This is a genomic window from Glutamicibacter sp. BSL13, assembly GCF_052928425.1.
This window is the reverse complement of record NZ_JAVGCZ010000041.1, coordinates 1-22,964: the sequence shown is the minus strand read 5'-3', so window position 1 is coordinate 22,964 and position 22,964 is coordinate 1. Positions and strand designations below refer to the sequence as shown.

Annotated in this window: 19 protein-coding genes and 1 tRNA gene; 6 read left to right on the top strand and 14 right to left on the bottom strand. The window is 66.8% G+C overall.

Annotated elements, in window-relative coordinates; all coding sequences use genetic code 11:
* On the top strand, nucleotides 1–1,310 hold a 1,310-nt coding region (locus RCJ92_RS09220), incomplete at its 5' end, for an alpha/beta fold hydrolase (protein ID WP_446754382.1).
* Between the two features lie 89 nt (nucleotides 1,311–1,399).
* Here the strand turns inward: RCJ92_RS09220 and RCJ92_RS09215 are convergent.
* The 3 genes from RCJ92_RS09215 to RCJ92_RS09205 form a co-directional block, all read right to left on the bottom strand.
* Nucleotides 1,400–2,659: an MFS transporter gene (locus RCJ92_RS09215; RefSeq protein ID WP_138926372.1), complete on the bottom strand. Its 1,260-nt coding sequence runs from the start codon at nucleotides 2,657–2,659 to the stop codon at nucleotides 1,400–1,402.
* Nucleotides 2,660–2,731: 72 nt separating this feature from the next.
* Entirely contained in the window at nucleotides 2,732–3,193 is a 462-nt protein-coding gene (locus RCJ92_RS09210; protein WP_446754381.1) for a MarR family winged helix-turn-helix transcriptional regulator, read from the bottom strand.
* A gap of 193 nt (nucleotides 3,194–3,386) precedes the next feature.
* Nucleotides 3,387–4,406: a TerC/Alx family metal homeostasis membrane protein gene (locus RCJ92_RS09205; protein WP_446754380.1), complete on the bottom strand. Its 1,020-nt coding sequence runs from the start codon at nucleotides 4,404–4,406 to the stop codon at nucleotides 3,387–3,389.
* Nucleotides 4,407–4,682: 276 nt separating this feature from the next.
* Between RCJ92_RS09205 and RCJ92_RS09200 the strand changes: the two genes are divergently transcribed.
* Entirely contained in the window at nucleotides 4,683–5,045 is a 363-nt protein-coding gene (locus RCJ92_RS09200; RefSeq protein ID WP_343832834.1) for a protease inhibitor I42 family protein, read from the top strand.
* A gap of 24 nt (nucleotides 5,046–5,069) precedes the next feature.
* Here the strand turns inward: RCJ92_RS09200 and uvrB are convergent, their stop codons facing one another.
* From uvrB to coaE, 3 genes are read right to left on the bottom strand one after another with little or no spacing between them, the layout of a single operon-like run.
* Nucleotides 5,070–7,151 carry an excinuclease ABC subunit UvrB gene (uvrB, locus tag RCJ92_RS09195; RefSeq protein WP_446754379.1) on the bottom strand — a complete coding sequence of 694 codons (2,082 nt, stop codon included), beginning with the start codon at nucleotides 7,149–7,151 and terminating at the stop codon, nucleotides 5,070–5,072.
* A 39-nt stretch (nucleotides 7,152–7,190) separates the two neighbouring features.
* Nucleotides 7,191–7,451, bottom strand: a complete 261-nt coding sequence (locus tag RCJ92_RS09190) for a hypothetical protein (protein WP_343832832.1) — start codon at nucleotides 7,449–7,451, stop codon at nucleotides 7,191–7,193.
* Complete coding sequence (gene coaE / locus RCJ92_RS09185; RefSeq protein WP_446754378.1) at nucleotides 7,448–8,044, bottom strand: dephospho-CoA kinase; 597 nt, start codon at nucleotides 8,042–8,044, stop codon at nucleotides 7,448–7,450. Before coaE ends, RCJ92_RS09190 begins: the two co-directional genes overlap by 4 nt.
* Nucleotides 8,045–8,103: 59 nt before the next feature.
* Here coaE and RCJ92_RS09180 point away from each other — a divergent pair, with 59 nt between their 5' ends.
* The 3 genes from RCJ92_RS09180 (at nucleotide 8,104) to RCJ92_RS09170 (ending at nucleotide 11,773) form a co-directional block, all read left to right on the top strand.
* Nucleotides 8,104–8,793, top strand: a complete 690-nt coding sequence (locus tag RCJ92_RS09180; RefSeq protein WP_446754377.1) for a YigZ family protein — start codon at nucleotides 8,104–8,106, stop codon at nucleotides 8,791–8,793.
* Entirely contained in the window at nucleotides 8,790–9,908 is a 1,119-nt protein-coding gene (locus RCJ92_RS09175; protein ID WP_446754376.1) for a class I SAM-dependent methyltransferase, read from the top strand. Before RCJ92_RS09180 ends, RCJ92_RS09175 begins: the two co-directional genes overlap by 4 nt.
* Before the next feature lie 155 nt (nucleotides 9,909–10,063).
* On the top strand, nucleotides 10,064–11,773 hold the full coding sequence (locus tag RCJ92_RS09170) for an HNH endonuclease signature motif containing protein (protein ID WP_446754375.1): 1,710 nt from the start codon (nucleotides 10,064–10,066) through the stop codon (nucleotides 11,771–11,773).
* Between the two features lie 82 nt (nucleotides 11,774–11,855).
* Here RCJ92_RS09170 and RCJ92_RS09165 read toward each other — a convergent pair whose 3' ends face one another.
* From RCJ92_RS09165 to RCJ92_RS09130, 8 genes are all read right to left on the bottom strand, one after another.
* The gene (locus tag RCJ92_RS09165) at nucleotides 11,856–13,196 is read right to left on the bottom strand and encodes a hypothetical protein (protein ID WP_446754374.1); all 1,341 of its coding nucleotides are present in this window, start codon (nucleotides 13,194–13,196) and stop codon (nucleotides 11,856–11,858) included.
* 247 nt (nucleotides 13,197–13,443) lie between these two features.
* Nucleotides 13,444–14,910: a 30S ribosomal protein S1 gene (rpsA, locus tag RCJ92_RS09160; RefSeq protein ID WP_138177861.1), complete on the bottom strand. Its 1,467-nt coding sequence runs from the start codon at nucleotides 14,908–14,910 to the stop codon at nucleotides 13,444–13,446.
* A 237-nt stretch (nucleotides 14,911–15,147) separates the two neighbouring features.
* Nucleotides 15,148–16,440, bottom strand: a complete 1,293-nt coding sequence (locus tag RCJ92_RS09155) for a GNAT family N-acetyltransferase (protein ID WP_446754373.1) — start codon at nucleotides 16,438–16,440, stop codon at nucleotides 15,148–15,150.
* 216 nt (nucleotides 16,441–16,656) lie between these two features.
* On the bottom strand, nucleotides 16,657–19,323 hold the full coding sequence (gene polA / locus RCJ92_RS09150) for a DNA polymerase I (protein ID WP_346922635.1): 2,667 nt from the start codon (nucleotides 19,321–19,323) through the stop codon (nucleotides 16,657–16,659).
* Between the two features lie 161 nt (nucleotides 19,324–19,484).
* Nucleotides 19,485–20,036 carry a dihydrofolate reductase family protein gene (locus RCJ92_RS09145; protein WP_421013796.1) on the bottom strand — a complete coding sequence of 184 codons (552 nt, stop codon included), beginning with the start codon at nucleotides 20,034–20,036 and terminating at the stop codon, nucleotides 19,485–19,487.
* 54 nt (nucleotides 20,037–20,090) lie between these two features.
* Nucleotides 20,091–20,330: a hypothetical protein gene (locus RCJ92_RS09140; RefSeq protein ID WP_138177869.1), complete on the bottom strand. Its 240-nt coding sequence runs from the start codon at nucleotides 20,328–20,330 to the stop codon at nucleotides 20,091–20,093.
* On the bottom strand, nucleotides 20,327–21,574 hold the full coding sequence (locus RCJ92_RS09135) for an inorganic phosphate transporter (RefSeq protein ID WP_138177871.1): 1,248 nt from the start codon (nucleotides 21,572–21,574) through the stop codon (nucleotides 20,327–20,329). Before RCJ92_RS09135 ends, RCJ92_RS09140 begins: the two co-directional genes overlap by 4 nt.
* Before the next feature lie 330 nt (nucleotides 21,575–21,904).
* A tRNA-Leu gene (locus RCJ92_RS09130) sits at nucleotides 21,905–21,986 on the bottom strand.
* A 184-nt stretch (nucleotides 21,987–22,170) separates the two neighbouring features.
* On the opposite strand from RCJ92_RS09130, the gene RCJ92_RS09125 reads away from it, so the two are divergent.
* Nucleotides 22,171–22,788: an ANTAR domain-containing response regulator gene (locus RCJ92_RS09125; RefSeq protein WP_171021256.1), complete on the top strand. Its 618-nt coding sequence runs from the start codon at nucleotides 22,171–22,173 to the stop codon at nucleotides 22,786–22,788.
* Nucleotides 22,789–22,964: the final 176 nt, after the last annotated feature.

The following is a 22,964-nucleotide window of genomic DNA, read 5'->3' as shown; positions in this document are numbered from 1 at the left end:
GCGTCTACGCCCGTGAGGTGAGCACCGATCCGGCCAAGCCCTGGCTGCTGTATCTGCAGGGCGGACCCGGCGGCAGGTCCCCGCGCCCGGCCTCGCTCTCGGGCTGGCTGGCGGAGGCGGTCAAGCATTTTAGGGTGCTGCTGCTGGACCAGCGCGGCACCGGGCTGTCCACCCCGGCCAATCGCCAGTCCCTGGCGCTGCGCGGGGACGCGGCCGCCCAGGCGCACTACCTGCGCTTCTTCCGGGCCGATTCGATCGTGCGCGACGCGGAGGCGCTGCGCACGGCGCTGGGCATCGAACGCTGGAGCACGCTGGGCCAGAGCTATGGCGGGTTCTGCACGCTGAGCTACCTCTCGTTCTTCCCGCAGTCCCTCCAGCGCTGCCTGATCACCGGCGGGCTGGCCTCGCTCACCGCCGACGCGGACACCGTCTACCGGGCCACCTACCGCAGGATGGCCGAACGCAACGCCGAGTACTTCACCTGGTACCCGCAGGACCGCCAGGTGCTGCAGCGCATCTACCGCCATGTGCGCACCTTCCACGATGAACGCCTGCCCGATGGGCGGCCGGTGACGGTCCCGCTGGTGCAGATGCTCGGGCAGTACCTGGGCGGGAACACCCGGGTGCATTCGCTGCACCATGTGCTGCAGGAGGCGTTCATCGACACCCCGGGCGGGCCGCGGCTGTCGGACACGTTCCTGGCGGTGCTCTACGACCAGGCCAGCCGTGCCGCGAACCCGCTCTACGCGGTGCTGCACGAATCGATCTACGCCCAGGGCCAGGCCACCAACTGGGCCGCAGAACGGGTGCTGGAGGAATTCGCGGAATTCAGCCCGCAGGCCGAGGTGCCGCTGCTGACCGGTGAGATGGTGTACCGCTGGTACTTCGCCGAGGACCCGGCGCTGCGCCCGCTGGAGGAGACCGCCCGGCTGCTGGCCGAATACGAGCACTTCACCCCGCTGTACGACCTGCAGGTGCTGGCCCGGAACCAGGTGCCGGTGGCCGCCGCGGTCTACCACGACGACGTCTACGTGGACCGCGAGCTCTCCCTGGACACCGCCAGCCGGGTGCGGGGCCTGCAGACCTGGGTGACCAAGGCGTTCCACCACGATGGGATCGCCGACGAGGGCGCGTACATCTTCAAGCGGCTGCTGGACATGACCAACGGCGTCGACCCGGATGCGGCGCTGAAGTCCGCCACCGGCCACGGCTCCCCCGGCGCGGCCGTCGCGGACCCCGCCGCCGAGGACACTGCAGCCAAAGACACCGCCACCGAAGACACCACGGCACAGGGCACCACCGGGAACTGAGCGGAGCCCCCGGCACGAACAACGCCCTGCCCCGCGCATCAGTGGATGCGTGGGGCAGGGCGTTGTCCTGCCCTTGGGAGGACTGGTCGTCAGGCGTCCGCGGCGGTGAGGTCCTCGGCGACCTCCTGTTCGCTCTCATGCGAGACGCCGATGTGGCTCAGCGTGTGCCCGGCGAAGGCCAGCACCAGGATCGCCACCACGATCGACCCGGCACCGAACCAGTACGGCGCCCCAGCCCCCAGGGCGGTGGCCAGCGGACCGGCCACGGCCGGGGCGATCGCCCCGCCCAGGAAGCGCACACCGGAGTAGGTGGAGCTGGCCACGTTGCGCGGCAGGTCGGTGGCCTCCATCACGGCCTCGGTCAGCGCCGTGTTCATCACGCCCAGTGCCAGGCCGGCGACGACGATCAGCACGATCAGGACTACCAGGTCCTCGTGGAAGACGGCCATCGCGCCCAGGATCACGGCCAGCGCGCCGAGCATCGTGAACAGGGTGGGACGCAGCCCGAAGTTGCGGGTCAGCGGCGGGGCCACCAGCACCGAGGTGACCGCCAGGGCCAGGCCCCAGCCGAAGAACACCAGACCCAGCTCGTGGGCGCCGAATTCCATGCCCTGGGCGTGCGCGGCGGCCTCCAGCGGGAACGGCGAGTAGGCCAGCAGCACGAAGAACCCGAAGTTGTAGAACACGGCGGTGACCGCCAGCGCCAGCAGCGCCTTGTTGCGCAGCGCCCGGAACCCGGCCAGCAGGGACACCTGCACCGGCGCCTGGGTGGGGGCGCGCAGGAACGCCAGGATCGCGACCAGGCCGATGGCCATCAGCACCGCGGTGCCGAAGAACGGCCCGCGCCAGGAGATGTCGCCCAGCATGCCGCCCAGCAGCGGACCGGTGGCCATGCCCACGCCCAGTGCAGCCTCATAGAGCACGATCGCCTGGCGGCTGCCGCCACTGGCCGCGCCAACGATGGCCGCCAACGCGGTGGAGATGAACAGCGCGTTGCCCAGCCCCCAGCCGGCGCGGTAGCCCAGGATCTGGTTGACGCTGCCGCTGGCCCCGGCCAGGGCGGCAAAGGCCACGATCAGCACCAGGCCGGTCAGCAGGGTGCGCTTCACGCCGATGCGGGCCGAGACCCAGCTGGTGAAGAACATCGCGATGCCGGTGATGAACAGGTAGCTGGTGAACAGCAGCATCGTCTGGGAGGCGCTGGCCTCCAGTTCACGGCTGATGGCCGGCAGGATCGGATCGACCAGGCCGATCCCCATGAAGGAGACCATGCAGGCAAAGGCGATCGCCCATACCGATCCGGGCTGTCGCCATAGTGAGGGCTTGCTAGCGGTACTCGTGTGGATCATCTTCTTTCTGTACGTTTGGTTCTCACAAAATTCGTGGGTGCCGGCGGCGGTCCGCGCCGCGGCCGGCGCGGGTCAGGACAACTGGGATTCGAGGCTGGCCACCATGCAGGTGTACAGCTGCTGCGCCTGGCGCAGCGTGTCGAGCTCCGCCTGGCTCATCTGCCCCAGCGCCTGGGACAGGGCGGCGGTGGCGTGGGCACGGTAGCCCTGCAGCGCGGCTTGTCCCCGCCCGGTGATCTCCACCAGCGCGGCGCGCCGGTCCTGCGGGTCCGCCGAGCGGGTGACCAGCCCTTCGCGTTCCAGGCGGCCCACCAGGCCGGTCATGGTCGGCTGGGCGATCCGCTCGTGCCCGGCCAAATCCCCCACCCGTTGGGCGCCGTGGCGATCCAGCGTGGAGAGCACCCGCCAGGCGGTCACCGAGCGGCCCTGCCCGGCCACCCGGCCCAGCAGCCGGCTCATGAACGCCGCGGAGGTGGAGATCTGCGAGGCGAGCTCGGCGAAGTTCGCGGCGTCGGAGGCTGGCTGGTCTGTCATGGGTACCAGTATAGAAGAAATTACATAGCATGGCTATGTAAGAGTGTGGGGTGTGACTCTCCTCATCTCCGGCCGGGGTGCGCCGCGGGGGCGCCGGGCATGGCAAGGGCCGGGACGGATCATCCGTCCCGGCCCTTGGCCCGGTGGGAGGTCTAGTGCCGGCAACCCGCGCCGGCCGGCTCCCCCAGGGGCGTTACTTCTCGTCCTTCGCTGCGGCCTCGGCCTCGGCGCGGGCCGCGGCACGGCGTCCGAGCGGGGTCCACAGCGACATGACGGTGGCGACCACGATGGTGGAGGCGATCACGATCAGCGACAGGCTGGTGCTGATATCCGGCACCCACTCGATCGGCTGGCCGCCGTTGAGGAACGGCAGCTCGTTCTCGTGCAGTGCGTGGAAGATCAGCTTCACGCCGATGAACGCCAGGATGAAGCTGAGCGCGTGCTTCAGGAAGACCAGTCGGTTCATCAGCCCGCCCAGCAGGAAGTACAGCTGGCGCAGGCCCATCAGCGCGAAGATGTTCGCGGTGAACACGATGAACGCGGACTGGGTCAGCCCGAAGATCGCCGGGATCGAGTCAACGGCGAACAGCAGGTCGGTCATGCCGATGGTAGTGAAGACCATCACCATGGGGGTGAACATCTTCTTCCCGTCGACCTTGGTGCGCAGCTTGTTCCCGTCGTAGTCGTTGGCGATCGGCAGCTTGCTGGTCAGCCGCTTGACCAGACCGGATTCGCTTTCCTCGTCCTCGTCATCGTCCCTCAGCTGGTGCCAGGCGGTCCACAGCAGGAAGGCGCCGAAGATGTAGAAGATCCAGGACAGGTGCTCGATCAGGGTCGCGCCCAGCAGGATGAAGACCGCGCGCAGGATCAGCGCGATGATGATGCCGAACATCAGCACTTCCTGCTGGTACTTCCGCGGGACCGAGAAGCGGGTCATGATGATGATGAAGACGAACAGGTTGTCGATCGACAACGAGTATTCGGTGATCCAGCCGGCGTAGAATTCCTGGCCCAGCTGCGGACCGGCCTGCCACCACAGGATGCCACCGAAGATCACGGCCAGCATGACGTAGAAGGCGACGAACAGGCCGGCTTCCTTCATTGAGGGCTCGTGCGGCCGGCGGACCACGTACAACAGGTCCAAAAGCAGGATCAGGCACAGCGCGGCCAGCGAGATGATTTCAAATTGGAGGGTTAACCCTGAAACGCCCACAGAAATGTAGCCTTTCGTCGTAAGGGTAGGACAAGGGAACCGAAGGTCTCTCCGCCGTCACAAGATCGTGTTGTGTTCGGCTGCTGCATCCGGCGGAACTTCCTCGTACCACGTGTTGACGTTCACAGCATTTGGGATACTCCCCTACGTACGAGAAACCATTGTATCCCATCGCCCCGTCCCAGCCCATGGCCCCGGCCACCCCGCACCGCCACGCGCCGACACATCCATCCACGCCAGCGCCGCGGGCGGCGGCGTAGGCCGTAGGATGGATGAATGGAACAAATCGAGACCGACGGCAGCGCCAACCTCGAGGTCAGCCGCGGAACCCGAATCCATTTGGTAATGCCGGTCCCGGATGCCAGCGGCTTGTTGTGGACGCTGACCGAATGCGGCCAGGGACTGATGGTCGAGCGGGAGCCGGGAATGATCCGCCAGCAGCCCGACGGCAACGGCGCCGCCAAGCGCACCGTCCCGCGGCACCTGGACGCGTCACAGCGCGCGGACCAGGCCACCGCCACCCACGTGGCCTCGCTGCGCGCGATCACCGCCGGATACTGGTCGGTGGAGCTGCAGCTGAGCCGGGCGTGGGAGAACCGCACCGCCCAGGTGCGCCGCTTCACCGTCACCGTCATCTAGCCGCGGCCCGCACCGGGCGTGGCGCTAGGCGTGCCCGGCGCCCTTCATCTGGCGCAGCTCCTTCTTCAGCTCGGAGACCTCGTCGCGCAGCCGGGCGGCAAGCTCGAACTGCAGTTCGGCGGCCGCCGCATGCATCTGCTCGGTCATCTGCTCGATCATCCCCACCAGGTCCTCGGCCGGGGCGGCGGCCAGCCCGTCGCTGCGCACCGGGGTGGACTTGCGCTTGGCGCCCTTGGCCAGCCGGTTGTTGTTCAGCAGCTCCTGGGTGTCGGCGTCCTCGCGGGCCAGCTGGTCGGTGATGTCCGCGATCTTCTTGCGTAGCGGCTGCGGGTCGATGCCGTGCTCCTCGTTGTGCGCCTGCTGGATCGCCCGGCGCCGGTTGGTCTCCTCGATCGCCTGGGCCATCGCGTCGGTCACCTTGTCCGCATACATGAACACCTGACCCGAGACGTTGCGCGCCGCACGCCCGATCGTCTGGATCAGCGAGGTCGCCGAGCGCAGGAAGCCCTGCTTGTCCGCGTCCAGGATCGCCACCAGGGACACCTCGGGCAAATCCAGGCCCTCACGCAGCAGGTTGATGCCCACCAGCACGTCGAAGGAGCCCATGCGCAGTTCGCGCAGCAGCTCCACCCGCCGGATCGTGTCCACATCCGAGTGCAGGTACTGCACCCGGACCTGGTGTTCGGTCAGGTAGTCGGTCAAGTCCTCGGCCATCCGCTTGGTCAGCGTGGTCACCAACACGCGCTCGTCGCGCTCCACGCGCACCCGGATCTCATCGAGCAGGTCATCGATCTGCCCCTTGGTCGGCTTGACGATGATCTGCGGGTCGACCAGGCCGGTGGGGCGGATGATCTGCTCCACCACCCCGTCGGACTTGCCCAGCTCGTACTTGCCCGGGGTCGCCGAGAGGTACACCGTCTGCCCGATCCGCTCCAGGAACTCGTCCCACTTCAGCGGCCGGTTGTCCATGGCGCTGGGCAGCCGGAAGCCGTGCTCGACCAGGGTGCGCTTGCGGGACATGTCCCCCTCGTACATCGCCCCGATCTGCGGGACGGTCACGTGCGACTCGTCGATCACCAGCAGGAAGTCATCCGGGAAGTAGTCCAGCAGGCAGTGCGGGGCCGAACCGGCCTCACGCCCGTCAATGTGCCGCGAGTAGTTCTCGATCCCGTTGCAGAAGCCCATCTGCTCCATCATTTCCAGGTCATAGGTGGTGCGCATGCGCAGCCGCTGGGCCTCGACGAGCTTGTTCTGCTGCTCCAGCTCCGCCAGGCGTTCGGCCAGCTCATCCTCGATCGACTTGATCGCCCGGTTCATCCGCTCCGCACCTGCCACATAGTGGCTGGCCGGGAACACGTACATCTCGTCCTCCTCCCGCACCACTTCCCCGGTCACCGGGTGCAGGGTGTGGATCGCGTCGACCTCGTCGCCGAAGAACTCGATGCGCACCGCCAGCTCCTCGTACATCGGGATGATCTCCACCGTGTCCCCGCGCACCCGGAAGGTGCCGCGGTGGAAGTCCATGTCGTTGCGGGTATACTGCATGGCCACGAACTGGCGCAGCATGTCGTCCCGGTTCAGCTGCATGCCGCGGCGCAGGGTGACCATCCCGGCGACGTATTCCTCCGGGGTTCCCAGGCCGTAGATGCACGAGACGGTGGCGACCACGATCGTGTCGCGGCGGGTGAGCAGCGAGTTCGTCGCCGAGTGGCGCAGCCGCTCCACCTCCTCGTTGATCGAGGAGTCCTTCTCGATGAAGGTATCGGTCTGCGGCACGTAGGCCTCGGGCTGGTAGTAGTCGTAATAGGAGACGAAGTACTCCACCGCGTTGTTCGGCAGCAGTTCACGAAATTCGTTGGCCAGCTGCGCGGCCAGGGTCTTGTTCTGCACCATCACCAGGGTGGGGCGCTGCACCTGCTCCACCAGCCAGGCGGTGGTGGCGGACTTGCCGGTGCCGGTGGCGCCCATCAGCACAATGTCCTTCTCGCCGGCCTTAATGCGTTCGGCCAGCTCGGCGATCGCCTGCGGCTGGTCCCCGGCAGGCTGGTATTCGCTGATGACTTCAAAGGGGGCGACGACGCGCTTGATCGGCTGTGCAAGGCTCATGCACCCAGCATAACGAGCCGCACCCCCGCGCGGCACCCGTTATCGCCCTCGGCGCATCCCGCCGCGGATGATCGCCCGCTTGGCCGTGTTGGACATCATCGAGCCAAAGAAGCCGGTGGTAAGCACGGTCGCCGCGGCCAGCCCCAGCAGCGCCAGCCACCCGGAGACGTAGACCACCGGGGAGTAGGGCCCGTTCGAGGCGACGAACTCACTGCGCCCGCCAAAGCCCAGCCACAGCACCAGGGCGACGGCGAACGCGGCAAGCATCACCCATTTGGAGATCCGCAGGGTCAGCTTCATGCACTGAACCCGTTCCGGAAGACGCGGGTGACCTTCTCGTTCAGCTGCTCGATGCTCCCGTCGTTGTGGATCACCACGTCGGCCACGGCCGCGCGCTGCTCGTCGGTGGCCTGGGCCGCCATCCGGGCGACCGCCTCGGCCCGGTCCCAGCCGCGGTCCTCCATCATCCGCCGGATCCGCTCATCGTGCGGGGCCTGGACCACCAGCACCTTGTCAAAACGCTGGTACTGGTCGCTTTCCACCAGCAGCGGGATGTCCTCCACCACCACCTCGGCGCCGTCGGCCACCGCCACGGCGCGCAGGCGTTCGGCCTCGGCGCGCACCGCCGGGTGCACGATCGCGTTCAGCTTCTCGCGCTCCCCGGCGTCGGCGAACACCACCGCGGCCAGCGCGGCCCGGTCCAGGCTGCCGTCCTCGGCGAACACCTGCGAGCCGAAGGCCAGCCCGATCTGCTCCAGCGCCGGGGTCCCGGGCTCCACCACCTGCCGGGCGATCGCGTCGGCATCGATCACCACCGCGCCCAGCTTCAGCAGCTGCGCGGCCACCGCCGATTTGCCCGAGGCGATGCCCCCGGTCAGTCCCACATGAATCATGACACCCGCTAAGTAAGAATGGCCTCAGGTCTAGAACTCCACCCTATAAACTAAGTCAGATGAACAGCAACGTTTCGGTGGCGAGTCGGTACACCACCTTGGCCGCGGACCTGTCGCACGAAGTGGAGATCAAGCGTTCGCGCTTCATCACCTACCTGTACCGGGTGTCCTCCGAAACCGACGCCCGCGGGCACATTGCCGCGCTGCGCAAGCAGCATTTCGACGCCCGCCACCACTGCAGCGCGTTCGTGCTCGGCGCGGACCGGATGACCCAGCGCTCTTCCGACGACGGGGAGCCGGCCGGCACCGCCGGGATCCCGATGCTGGAGGCGCTGATCAAACGCGAAACCACCCACGGCACCGATTTGAGCGACGTGCTGGCCGTGTGCGTGCGCTACTTCGGCGGGATCAAGCTCGGCGCCGGCGGGCTGGTGCGCGCCTACTCCGACTCCGTCTCCCAGGCGCTGGACGCGGCCACCCTGGTCACCCGGCAGCGGATGCTGCGCTTGGCCGTGCCCGCCGAGCATTCGCAGGCCGCACGCTATGAAAACGATCTGCGCGCCGCCGGCTACCAGCTCGGCGCCACCGACTGGCAGGCCGAGGGTGCGCTGCTGCAGGTGGCGATCGCCGACGAGCCCGGCGCCGAGGACGAGTTCCAGCGCCAGCTGGCCACCCTCTCCTCCGGCGCCCTGCACGGGCAGCTGCAGGGCCACGACTGGGTGGACGTGCCCCAGGGCGGTGGGCGGTGAGCGAGCTGCTGGACGCCCTGCGCCGCTACCCGGACGTGGAGGCCGAGAACCTGCACGCCGTGGACGCGGCCGAACGGCTGATCCTGGACACCGTGCACAGCTGGCCGGGCACGGTCAGCGTGCTCAACGACCACTACGGCGCGCTCAGCCTGGGCGCGTTGGCCGCCGGCGCCGAACGGGTGCTGGTGCACACCGATTCGCTCACCGCCCAGCGTGCGATCACCGCCAACCTGCAGCGCCTGGCCCCGCATTGGCTGGAGCGGCTGCAGCTGCTGGACCCCGGAACGGCGCTGCGGGATGCCGAACTGGTGCTGCTGAACCTGCCGCGCGGGCTGGATGTGCTCGACGAATTCGCCGCGCTCATCGCGGAACACGCCCACCCGGAGGTGGTGGTGCACGCCGGGGGGCGCATCAAGCACCTGAACCGCTCCATGAACCAGGTCCTGCAGGCGCGCTTCGCCCGGCTCGACGTGTCCCTGGCCCGGCAGAAGTCCCGCGTACTCACCGCCCGCACCCCGCTGCCGCACCAGCCGGTGCCCAGCTTTCCGGCGCAGGCCACCCACACAGTCAACGGCCGGCGCTTTACGCTGCGCGCCTCCGCGGCGACCTTCGGCCAGGCCCGGCTGGATCCGGGCACCCGGCTGCTGCTGGAGCACCTGCCGGATCTTTCCGGACAGGATGAACTGGTGGACCTGGCCTGCGGCAACGGCAGCATCGGGATCTACGCGGCACTGGCCACCCCCGGGCTGCGGGTGGCGGCCTCGGACCATTCGGCCTCCGCGGTGGCCTCCACCGCCGCCGGTGCGGCGCTGAACGGGCTGGGCGGGCGCATCAGCGTCGTGCAGGATGACGGGCTGTCCCGGCTGCCCGCCGCCAGCGCCCACCTGATCACCCTGAATCCGCCCTTCCACATGGGCAACACGGTGCATGCCGGGATCGCGCTGAAGCTGCTTGATGAGGCGGCCCGGGTGCTCGCCGACGGCGGCCAGCTGTTGTGCGTCTACAACTCCCACCTGCGCTACCGCGGGGAAATCACCCGGCGCATCGGCCCGGTCCGCCAACTGGCCCGCGACTCCAAGTTCACGGTGGTGCAGGCCACCCGGCAGCGGCACTAAACCGGGGCATGTGGCCCGGCACCGCTGGGCACCGGAACGCCATGCCGCGCCAACCACCGGGCCCGGCAACCACCGGGCACGGGAACACGAAAAGAGTTATCCACATCTTTCGCTGCCCGCCGCCGCCTCGCGGGTTGACGGCGCACACTGGGGCCATGAGCAACAACAACCTGCGCCAGGCGGTCGAACAGATCGCCGCGCACCTGCGACAGCCGGCCGGGCTCAGCGCCCAGGACGCCGCGGCGCTGTGCCAGCTCATGACTTCCCTGCCCGCAGCCCTGCACCAGGCCGCCCAGGCGAACACCGATCCCCGCTACGCCGTCCGGCTGGCCAGCAGCACCGAAAGCGCCGGGGACCACATCGCCCGCCTCAAGATCCTGTGCGCCCACCTGGCCGAGCGCCACGCCCTGCACTGCCTGGATCCCCGGGAGCTGGACGTGCTGCGCGATCATTGCGATTCCCCGGACACCGCCACGGACGAGCCATCCCCGGCGGCCCCCGACTCCGCCGACGTTGCGGCCCGCTACGCGCTGGGTCGGCCCACCTTCAAGGACCCGGCCGAATTCCTGGCCGGTTGGCTGCCGCTGGACTACCACGAGGCCAAACGCCGGGTGAACGCAGCCCGGCAACTGATTGGCCGGTTCGATGACGCCGGCGTGCCGGTCGACCCCCAATTCCCGAAGCTGGCCGCGAAATTCAACGACGCCTCTGTGCCGCCCCAATCGGTGATCTCCGCGGCCGGACGGCTGGCCGCCTTGGAGCCCGTCGCCGAGGGCACCGAGCAGCCGCTGCCACCGGTGCTCACCCCGGAGGGCGCCACCGTGGAAGACGTGGCCCAGAGCCTGGTTGCCGAACCCAATCCGGCCACGCGCAGCAAGAAACTAAACCAGCTGTTCAAGCAGGCGCGGACCACCACCGAACAGCTCGATCCCGTCACTGCCACCGGCCTGTTCCGGACCGGGGCGAAGAACGGGCTGGTGAACTATGCGTTGCGGCTGTTGCCCGGCGACGCGGAACTGATCGAATCACTGATCGCCCAGGCCGATAATCCGCGCACCGATGCCGGGACCGACAGCCGTGTGCTCGACGATCCCGCGGAAGCTGGCGCACCGAGTGGATCTGCGCCGGCTCCGGACGCCGAGGATCGCCCGGACTTTGTCACCGCAGAGGAAGCGGCGCAGAGCGGTCCGATCAGCTCGGTGGCCGCCAATGTCCCACAGCGCCGGCTCAGGGCGCTGCTCGGGTTCCTGCGCCTGGACATCGACAAGATCCTGCGCGACCACTCGCGCCGCCAACGCAAGGCCAAGGGCAAGGCCCAAAAGCGGGCTGCATTGCCGCCACTGGTCCGGCCCCTGGTAATGGTGCACCTGACACTGGCCGAGCTGCGCGGCGAAGCCAAAACCCACGGACTGACCGCACATGGGCTGGAACTGTCGGCCACCGACCTGCGCCGAATCCTGGCCCGTGCCAGGATCATCCCGATGACGCTGGGCGGCAAGGGGGAAATTCTCGATGTGGGCCGCAGCCAGCGCGAATACCCGCTGCCCATGGCCCGGGCGATCAAGGCCCGGGATCGCGGATGCATCGTCCCGGGCTGCAAGGTGCCAGTGGAGCACTGCGAAATCCACCACATCAGGTTCTGGAAGGATGGCGGAGTTACCGCCGTGCGGTGGGCCGCGACCATGTGCACGAAGCACCACCACGATGTGCATGCCGGGCTGCTCAAAGTCATCTCCAACGGCGGGGTGCCGCAGGTGATCCTGCCCAAATTCCAGGATCCGCTGCAGCTTCCCCGCCGCAATTCCATCAACTACCGGCTCGGCGACCTGTTCCGGCCGGCAGACCCGGTCGCTCCTCCCCCATAAGGGAACCCGCTCCCCTGCCGCCGGCACTGCTGGCTGCCCATCGCGCGCCGACGCGATGAAGGTCTTCGGCCGTGGTGCGTGGTCAGCCCGCCTGGCGGTGCGGAAGCAGGTAGGGCCGCCGCCCCTCAACCCGCACGGCACTGCCGTCAATCCCGACCCCGGTCAGGGGGATGCGATCCAGTTCCTTGCCCGGTTGCCCCTGCCACACCACCGGTTCCAGGGACACATCGCGCCGCGCCCGCCAGCGTACGGTGCGCCGGTTGCGGCGCAGCACCTCCGAAACCCGATGCGGGTACAGCGCCAAACGTCCCTGCGGTGACCCAAGTGTGGAAACCGGGCCACTGTCCACCGGCAACGGGCGGCAGTCCCACCCGCTCAGCCCCATCACCTCCAGCTCGGTTCCGGCGGGAATCAGCTGGTCGTTCACGTGCTCTGCCCAGACCCACGGGTTCAGGGCGTGGCGCACAAACTCCTGCCTGCTCATGCTGTTGACGGCCTGCACCCCGTGCCGGGCACATTCTTCGTGGACCGGTACGAACGCGGCCAGCCAGGGATCGTCGTGTTCCGGTTCGGCGGCTGCCTCAAAGTTGCTTGCAGGTGCGCCGCACCTGCAGTCCTCCTCGGAGGCTTCCGAGCGCGCCACCACTCCGCTCAGTGCGCCCAGGTGAATCGCGCCGCCTTGTCCCCCACCGACCGGGATCCGCAGGACCAGGGGCCCGACGAACCGCTGGGCGGCGAAACGCACCAGGACCAGCAACCCCCAGCACGCGAGCCCGATCAGCCCACAGGCAGCGGTTTGCAGATGTTGTATCTGGATCCGGTCCACCTGTTGCTGTGCATCGGTGAAATAGTCGAAGCCAACCCTAGCCAAGCCGTACACGAATCCGGCCGCGGATAGTTTGGCCAGCCACGGGGCCACTTGTTTCCGGGCGGCGGTGTGCTGCAGCAAACTCTTCTCAACCATCACGGATTGCACCGCTTCACGTCGCCAGGTACGCAAGCTTCTGGTGAAACGCAGGCCACTGAGCATTCCGAGCCCACCCAGCAGGCCGAAACATCCGGCGCCCAGCGCAAGGACCCGCTGTTCCAGCGGCGGCCATGGCATCCAGGCCACGAGGGCCAGGCAGGTGGCCGCGGCAACCCAGGGCGCCTGGCGTCCGCTGGCCACCATCACCGCCACCGCACCGACGGCGGCAGTGAGCGCACCCCACCAGCCCTGCGCCAGCCAGGGAAGGTCATGCCCGCGGCAGCCGATGAGCCAGATGAGCAACCCCAGTACCGGCAGCCAGGTGCCAAGGCTCAAGATCCAGTTGGGGATGCTGCGCGGAACATTGCCCCACTCCTGCTCGCTCAGGCGCCGGAACGGGACGCTGACCTTCTCGGAGCGCAGCAGGTCCCTTGCCATCTCGGTTTCCTGTCCCATCGGCCCCTTTGCCTCTCGTTCGTGATGCCCGCTTAATTGGGATTCTCTAAATCAAGACTAGTTTTGGGGCAGCGGGGAAGAAGGCCCGGAAGGAGGACTTTGCGGCGCGGCTCGTCAACATTTTGGAGGAGCTACGCAGCCCGCCACGGTGACACGTGGCGTCCGATTAAACGACGACGGCGGGTTTGCCCCTGGTATCAGGGACAAACCCGCCGTCGTTCAGCTAGCGCTGGACGCTACGCGGCAATTAGTTGCCGGTCAGCTTCTCGCGCAGGGCAGCCAGTGCCTCGTCCGAAGCCAGGGTTCCGGAATCGGAAGCCGGTGCCTCGGAGGAGTACGAAGCCGGTGCCGGCTCGGCAGCGGTCGGCTCGGCGGTGGCGTCGGCGTTCATGGCCTCGGCAACCTGCTTCTTGTGAGCTTCCCAACGCTCCTGGGCAGCAGCGTACTGTGCTTCCCAAGCGGCGCGCTGGGTCTCGAAGCCCTCCAGCCATTCGTTCGACTCCGGATCGAAGCCCTCCGGGTACTTGTAGTTGCCCTCTTCGTCGTACTCTGCGGCCATGCCGTACAGAGCCGGATCGAATTCGGTACCCTCCGGGTCGACACCCTCGTTGGCCTGCTTGAGGGACAGGGAGATGCGGCGGCGCTCCAGGTCGATGTCGATGACCTTGACGAACAGCTCGTCGCCCACGGAGACAACCTGCTCGGCCAGCTCGACGTGGCGCACGGCCAGCTCGGAGATGTGCACCAGGCCCTCGATGCCGTCTTCGACGCGAACGAACGCACCGAACGGAACCAGCTTGGTGACCTTGCCCGGCACAACCTGGCCCAGGGCGTGGGTGCGGGCGAAGGTCTGCCACGGATCTTCCTGGGTGGCCTTCAGCGACAGGGAGACACGCTCGCGGTCCAGGTCCACTTCCAGAACCTCGACGGTGACTTCCTGGCCAACCTCGACAACCTCGGACGGGTGGTCGATGTGCTTCCAGGACAGCTCGGAGACGTGCACCAGGCCGTCGACGCCGCCCAGGTCCACGAAGGCACCGAAGTTGACGATCGAGGAGACAACGCCCGGGCGAACCTGGCCCTTCTCGAGCTTGTTGAGGAAGGTCGAGCGAACCTCGGACTGGGTCTGCTCCAGCCATGCACGGCGGGAGAGCACCACGTTGTTGCGGTTCTTGTCCAGCTCGATGATCTTGGCTTCGATTTCCTGTCCGATGTACGGGGCCAGGTCGCGAACGCGACGCATCTCGACCAGCGATGCCGGCAGGAAGCCGCGCAGGCCGATGTCCAGGATGAGGCCACCCTTGACAACCTCGATGACGGTACCGGTAACGACGCCGTCTTCTTCCTTGATCTTTTCGATATCGCCCCAGGCACGCTCGTACTGAGCACGCTTCTTGGAGAGAATCAGACGGCCTTCCTTGTCTTCCTTGGTCAGGACCAGGGCTTCGACGTTGTCGCCGACGGTGACAACTTCACCCGGGTCAACGTCGTGCTTGATGGAAAGCTCGCGGGAAGGGATGACACCTTCGGTCTTGTAACCGATGTCGAGCAGGACTTCGTCATGGTCAACCTTGACGACGGTGCCTTCGACGAGGTCACCATCATTGAAGTACTTGATGGTGGCGTCGACGGCAGCCAGGAAGTCCTCAGCAGATCCGATGTCGTTGATGGCAACGACCGGGGTGCTGTGCTTCTCGTTCGAGGTGATGGTCATGTAGTAGGGACTCCGATGTGGATAGTTTATGGTCAGTCGAGACTCCGGAAGTCCCGGAATTTCGAGGTGTGTACTGCATAGCGAGTGGACATGGCAAAGCCATGACACACTTTTCAAGTTTACGCGCTTGCACAGGCCTCGGTCAAAGTCACGTCGACATCCGGTGGATGGCCGCGCAAGTGTTGTTGGACACAATTGCGCGGCGCCCCGTCCTACGTAATGCCGGCGCGGCTCGGCCTAGAACTCGTAGGGCGTGAACGCGCTGCGCGGTTGGGCGAACAGCATTTCCAGCTCGTTGAGGTCGCGGTCTGAACGGCACTGCACCAGGCCCACGTCCACCAGATCGGCCAGCCGCGCGCTGGCGAGGTAGAGCCGCGGCAGCACCGAAACATCCATGGACAGCTCTGGCAGCCGGTGTTCGGTGGCGGGATTCGGCGTGACCTTTGCCCGGCCCTGCTCGATGCGCACCTGATAGGTGCCGTCGGCCAGGCCCAGCTGATCACGCAGCACCAGCACGAAGGAACCGTCCCGGCTCCACGCGCGGGCCTGCAGCGCGGCGACGGGGTCCAGCAGCCGCAGCCACAGCACGTCCCGGGTCTCTTCCACCTTGTAGTTGCGGTCGTTGGCCAGCATCAGGCGCAGCGGGTCATCGACCGGCCCGGCGCCAAGCACCTCGCCGATCAGGTCGTGGTTGCCCAGGAATTCGAGCAGGGCCACGCGGGCGGCGGCGTTCTGGGCCAGTAGTCCACGCACCATCATGGCCCGGGGCTTGGAGTCCCGGCTCTGGTACTTGTAGCTGATCAGCCCGTCGAGCGTTCCGTGCTGGTCGTAGTGCGCGGCCAGACGCGCGTCCTTGGCCGGGGCGAGATTCTCCCACCCGTCCAGCTGGCCCAGAATGTAGCCGCGGTCGAACGCCGAGGCGTCAATGGAACCGTAGGTGCCGGCCATGCAGCGTTCGGCCAGTTCGTCGAAGTGCGGTTCGATCTGCTCGGCGCTGACTTCCATGACCCGCCCGGGCAACGGCTCGCGCAGCTTCAGGCCGTCGGTGCACTCCAGCGCGAAGCGGTTCTCGTAGCTGGCGATGCCGTAGCCCCAACGCCCGTAGATCCGGGCGTCCGAGGCGGTCAGCGCCGCCCACGGGTAGCCCTGCTGCTTCGCGTAGCCCAGATCCTCGGTGATCTGGCGCCCCAGGATGCCGCGGCGCCGGTAGCTGGGGCTGACCGTGACGGCGGTGATCTTGTAGATCGACAAGTCGGTTCCGGCCCCTGCGTTCAGCCGGCCCGGGAAGCCGCCATAGGTGTGCACCGGTTCGTTTTCGTGCAGCGCCGGGCTGCCCGCATCCCGATCGTAGACCAGGGACATCCGCATTTTCTGGGCCGCGGTAATCTGCCGCCAGCGCTCGGCCGCGTCCTCGTTGGTCACTGGACTGTGGAAGCCGCGGGCGGTGGCGCGGTGGAACCGGTCCAGGTGTTTCATTTCTTGCTCGGTGAGCTGGTCGGCCTGCCAGTGCTCGGTGTGCAGCTTGTCCATGGTGGGTCCTTCCATCGGTTGGTGGGACGTGGTGCGGGCCGCGCGGGTGTGCCGCCCGTCGAATCGTGGATGGTGCCGTGAATCGTGGATGGTGCTGGGGGTGGTGAAGGGTGCGGTGGGCGGTCAGTGGGAGCGCTGGCCCGTGGGGTGTGCGCCCCCGGTGTCCGATCCGGCTGCGGGACCGGATCGGACACCGGCTAGGGGTGGCGTCGGCCCCTAGTGGCCGGCCTCGTGCCAGGAGTGGCCGATGCCGGGCTGCACGTCCAACGGGACACGCAGCTGGGCCGCGTTGCCCATCTGTTCGGTGACCAGGGCCTGCACCTGCTCCAGCTCCCCCTCGGCGATCTCCAGCACCAGTTCGTCATGGACCTGCAGCAGCATCCGGCTCTTCAGCCCGGCCGCCGCCAGTTCCGCGTCCACCTGCAGCATCGCGACCTTGATGATGTCCGCGGCCGAGCCCTGGATGGGGGCGTTCAGCGCCGCGCGTTCGGCGATGTCGCGCAGGCGGCGGTCGGAGCTGTTCAGTTCCGGCAAGTAGCGGCGGCGCCCAAAGATCGTTTCGGTGAACCCGTCCTTGCGGGCCTGGTCGACCACTGAACGCAGGTAGGTGCGCACCGCGCCGAAGCGGTCGAAGTAGTCCTTCATCAGGGTGCGGGCCTCATCGACGGTGATCTTCAGCTGCTTGGACAGTCCGAAGGAGCTCAACCCGTAGGCCAGCCCATAGCTCATCGCCTTGACCTTGGAGCGCATCTCGCTGGAGACCTCTTCGGGGCTGACGTTGAACACCCGCGAGCCGACGTAGCGGTGCAGGTCCTCCCCGTCCTGGTAGGCCTGGATCAGGCCCTCATCCCCGGAGAGGTGGGCCATGATGCGCATTTCGATCTGCGAGTAGTCCACGGTCAGCAGCTTGTCGTAGCCCTCGCCGACGACGAACACGTCGCGGATGCGCCGGCCCTCCTCGGAGCGGATCGGGATGTTCTGCAGGTTCGGGTTCAGGCTGGACAGGCGTCCGGTGGCCGCGACGGTCTGGGCGTAGGTGGTGTGGATCCGCCCGTCCTCGGCGATCGACTTGCGCAGCCCCTCCACGGTCTGGCGCAGCTTGATCGCATCGCGGTAGGCCATCAGCGCGACCAGGAACGGGTGCCCGGTCTTGACCAGCAGGTCCTGCAGCGACTCGGCATCCGTGGTGTAGCCGGTCTTGATCTTCTTGGTCTTGGGCAGCTCCAGTTCCTCGAACAGCACCACCTGCAGCTGCTTCGGGCTGGAGAGGTTCACCTCGTGGCCGATCGCGTCGTAGGCCTCCTGGGTGGACTGCTCCACCTGGGTGGTGAAGTGGTCGTAGAGCTCATCCAGCTTCGTGCGGTCCACCGCGATCCCGGCCCGCTCCATGTCGAACAGCACCCGCACCAGCGGCAGCTCAATGTCCTTCATCAGCTGTGCGGCGTGCTTTTCCTCCAGGCGCCCGACCAGGTACTCGGAGAGCTCGTTGATGGCCTGGCTCTGCGCCAAGGTGGCGTTCTTCAGCTCCGGGTCCACCCCCATCCCCAGGTCCAGCTGCCCCTTCTTCTCCGGCTTGACCACCGGGACGGTGGCCTTCAGGTGGTACTGGGCGATGTCGGCCAGGTCGTGGCTGCGCCGGTCCGGCTGGATCAGGTAGGCGCCGATCAAGGTGTCGTCGACGACGCCGACCAGGTCCAGGCCGCGTTCTGCCAGCAGGTGCATGCTGGCCTTCGCATCGTGCAGCACCTTCGGTGCGCGCGGATCCCCCAGGTAGTCGGCCAGCGCGCGGTCGGTCTGCTCATCCAGTTCACTCAGGCTGATCCAGGCGGACTCGGTGCCGTGGGTCAGGGCCAGGGCGGCCGCTTCCCCGCCGCTGACGGCCGGCTGCAGGGCGATCTTCGCCCCGTCGGCGGCCTTGATGAACTCGTCCAGCTGCTGCGCGGTGGTGATCTCGGTGAGGTTGAACTCGATGACCTCGCGTTCGACCTCCTCTTCCTGGGCGGCGAACAGGTCAAAGAGGCGCTTGCGCAGGGTGTTGAACTCCAGCGCGTCGAACAGGTTTTCCACGGCCTCGCGGTTCGGGCTTTCCAGCACGGACTCTTCCAGGGTGACCGGCAGGTCCAGGTCGCGGTGCAGTTCGTTCAGGCGCCGGTTGCGCTTGACGTTCTCCACGTGCTCGCGCAGGTTGTTGCCGACTTTGCCCTTGATGGAGTCGATGTTCTCCAGCACGCCGTCCAGCGAACCGTACAGGCCCAGCCATTTCGCGGCCGTCTTGGGGCCAACCCCGGGCACGCCGGGCAGGTTGTCCGCGGTTTCCCCGACCAGCGCGGCCAGGTCGCAGTAGCGTTCGGGGCGGACGAAGTACTTGGCTTCGATAGCGTCGGCGTCCATCGGCGGGATGTCGCTGATGCCCTTCTTCGGGTAGAGCACCAGGGTGTCCTCGTTGATCAGCTGGAACGCGTCGCGGTCCCCGGAAACGACCAGCACCTTGAAGCCGGCGTCCTCACCCTGCCGGGCCAGGGTGGCCAGGATGTCATCGGCCTCGTACCCCTCCAGGGTGATGCTGGGAATGTTCATCGCCTTCATGACCTCTTGGATCAGGTCGATCTGGCCGTAGAACTCCTCGGGAGTCTTGTTGCGCCCGCCCTTGTATTCGGTGTACTCCTGGGAGCGCAGGGTCGGGGTGTCCAGGTCGAACGCGACCGCCACGTGAGTTGGCTTCTGCTGGCGGATCATGGTCAGCAGCATGGAGACGAACCCGTGCACAGCGTTGGTGTGCTGACCGGTGCTCGTGGCGAAGTTCTCGGCGGGCAGCGCATAGAAGGCGCGGAACGCCATCGAGTGCCCGTCAATGATCAGCAGTCGTCGGTCCGATTCGGACATCACTTTGGTTGTTTCACTCACACCTGCCAGCCTAGTTGCACTTCGGGACATTTTCACTTCCCGAACCACGCAATCTTTGGCACATCCCCGGGCCCTTGGCTCCGGCCGGAGCGGCAACATGGGCAGGCCAGGTGCGGGAAGGGGGCGGTGCCACTGCCGGGCTACGGGGCGGCAACCCGGTAGCGGTCCTCCAATACCCCATTCTCGTGGGCCGTGCGGTCGATCAGGGTGAAGTCGGCAGGGGTCTTGGTGTCGAAGACGCTCACCCCGCTGCCCAGGACCACCGGGACGGTAAGCAGCTGCAGCTCATCGAGCACCCCGGCGGTAAGGAACCTCCCGGCCAGCTGGGCCCCGCCCAGGATCCAGACGTCCTGCTGGCCGGCGCTGCGGGCAATGTCGTGCGACCACAGGTCAATGTCCCCGCGCACGAACGTCAGGTCGGCCCCGGGAGTGGAGGGCAGTTCGTGGTGGGTGAACACCCACACCGGTTTGCCGGCGTAGGGCCAGGGCCGCTCAAGTGCGGTGAGCTGCTTGACCAGCCACAGGTAGGTCTGGCCACCAATGACGATCGCGCCGATCTCGTCGAAGAACTTCTGGAACCCGGGCAGCGCGCCCTGCGCGCCGCCGAAGGGTTCAAGCCAGCGGGTTTCACCGGCCGAATCGGCGATAAAACCATCGATGGAGGCACCCACATAGTATTTGAAGCTCGTCATGGCTCCAGTCTATGGGTGCCTCCATCGGTGAAGGTACTCGGGCGGGAAATTAGCTCAAACGCCCAGGATGCTGGCGCTCAGGGCCGGCACGATCAGGATGATGCCGAAAAGCACCACGATTCCGCAGAAGGCGAAGCAGGCGAACGCGCCGAAGCGGTTCAGGGCCTCATGGCGGTCGTCATCGCGGGCGACGGCCAGCAGGCGGACGCCAAACGAGTACGCGCTGACGATGAGGATGGCGGCGACCCAGGTGGTTACCGCGACGATCAGGAATGCTGCCCAGTCGATGGTCACTTCTTGGCCCCCTGCGTGGGATTCTTCTTGGCGTTGTTCTTCGCCGCTTCCTTCGCGGCCGCCTTGGCGGCCTTCTCGCGCTTGCGGCGTTCCTTCTTCGACAGGATCTTCACTGCGGCACCCGAGGAGTCGATGTCGGAGATCGCGTTGTCGTGGCCGACAACGTCACGGCGCGAGAGCACCCAGAACACCAGCAGGATTCCGGCGCCCAGCACGCTGACGACCAGGGTGCCGGCGTTGCCCAGGTGCATGACCAGGGCGGCCAGCGCGCCGACGACTGCCGCGGCCGGCAGGGTGAACAGCCAACCCAGCGCGATGCGCCCGGCGGTACCCCAACGCACCTCGGCGCCCTTGCGGCCCATGCCCGAACCAATCACCGAACCGGAGGCGACCTGGGTGGTCGACAGGGCGAAGCCCAGGTGCGAGGAGGCCAGGATCGCCGAGGCGGTGGACACTTCCGCGGAGAAGCCCTGCGCGGGCTTCACATCGGTCAGGCCCGAGCCCATGGTGCGGATGATACGCCAACCGCCGGTGTAGGTGCCCAGCGCGATGGCCAGCGCACAGCTGGTGATGACCCACAGGTGCGGGCCGGTGCCGGCTTCCTGCATCCCGGCGGCAACCAGGGTCAGGGTGATGACGCCCATGGTCTTCTGCGCGTCGTTGGTGCCGTGGGCCAGTGCCACGAGCGAGGAGGAGAAGATCTGGCCGTAGCGGAACCCGCCGCGCTTGGGCGAAGCGCCTGATTGACGCTTGGTGATGGCGTAGGCCAGCTTCGTACACACGTACGCGGAGACACCGGCAATCACCGGGGCACACAGCGCCGGCAGCAGCACCTTGCTCATCAGCACGCCGTAGTCGATGGCGCCCAGCCCGGCGCCGACGATGGCCGCACCGATCAGGCCGCCGAACAATGCGTGGGAGGAGCTGGAGGGAAGGCCCAACAGCCAGGTCAGCACGTTCCAGATCACTGCGCCCATCAGGCCGGCGTAGATCATTTCCGGCATGATTTGCACGCCGCCCTCGCCCTCCTTGATGATTCCGCCGGAGATCGTCTTGGCAACCTCGGTGGAGAGGAACGCGCCTACCAAGTTGAGGGCTGCGGCGAGCAACACAGCTTTTTTCGCTGTGATGGCGCCGGTTGCGATTGGAGTGGCCATCGCATTGGCCGTGTCATGAAAACCGTTGGTGAAGTCGAAGAACAACGCCAAGGTAATGACCAGGACGACGATGAGCGTCAAATCCATTGAATACCAGCCTGGGGGTCGAACGGCTAAGGGAAAGTTTTCTGCTCAGCACACCGCGATATCGATCCATCTGCACGGTGAACGACACGGCACAATGGCCGCGAGCCAGTTCAATCATATGACTACCTGTCACTGAGTCAATCTGAAAAGTCAACCCAGATCTGGCGAACAACGGGTGACACGCAGGTGAACCCGGATCGTCCTATGATCAAGCTAACAGGCGGTTTCCGCCGGCTTTTCGTTTCTGCGGATGCGGTGCAAAGCACTGCTGGCACGAAAAATCCCCACCGCGCAACCCGCAGGTCGTGCGAAGGGGATTCCATCACCAGGTGCCCAAGGTGGGACTCGAACCCACACATCTTTCGATACCGCATTTTGAGTGCGGCGCGTCTACCGATTCCGCCACTTGGGCTGGCACTTTTACGATAGTACTGGACGGATTTTGGATTTCCTAATCGAATCTTCCGCGTCATCGGGCATACCGGCCCCCAGGCAAGTAGGCTGTTCTTAGAAACCCCGGTTTCCCGCCCAGCATCTGCCTTCCGGCGTTAGCGAGCGACCAGAATTGCTGCCCGTGTGAACACAAAGGAAACGAATTGAGCCAGCTGCCCGACATCACCAAGATCCCCGCCGAAACGCCTGGCACCGCCCGCCGCGTACTCGTGGCCGAGGATGAGACCCTGATCCGCCTGGACATCGTCGAAATCCTGCGCCAAGAGGGATACGAGGTAGTGGCCGAGGTCGACAATGGGGAAAGCGCCATTGAGAAGGCCCGCGAGCTGAAGCCGGATCTGGTCCTGATGGACGTGAAGATGCCGGTGCTTGACGGGATCAGCGCCGCGGAAACCATCGTCAAGGAACGCATCTGCCCGGTCGTGCTGCTGACCGCGTTCAGCCAGAAGGAACTGGTGGACCGGGCCCGGGAGGCCGGCGCCATGGCGTACGTGGTCAAGCCGTTCACCGAGGCCGACCTGACCCCGGCCATCGAAATCGCGATCTCCCGGCACGACGAGCTGCGCGCCCTGGAGGAGGAAGTCAGCAACCTCAGCGAGCAGTTCGAGACCCGCAAGCTGGTGGATCGGGCCAAGAGCCTGCTGATCACCAAGATGGGGCTGACCGAGCCCGAGGCGTTCCGCTGGATCCAGAAGACCTCCATGGACCGCCGGTTGAGCATGCGCCAGGTGGCCGAAACCGTGATCGATCAGGTCAAGTAGGGACCACCCCAGCCACGGGTTCACCCCAGGACAGCCCGCCGCCGCTGCGGACCGAATCTCACGCGGCCATCGCCTTGCCGGCGGTGGCCGCGTTTGACGTTTAAATCGTGCCGTGGCGCCACAGCGGCGGAGCCGTCATCGCACCTCGGGCGCGGACGCCGCGCTGCACGGTTTGC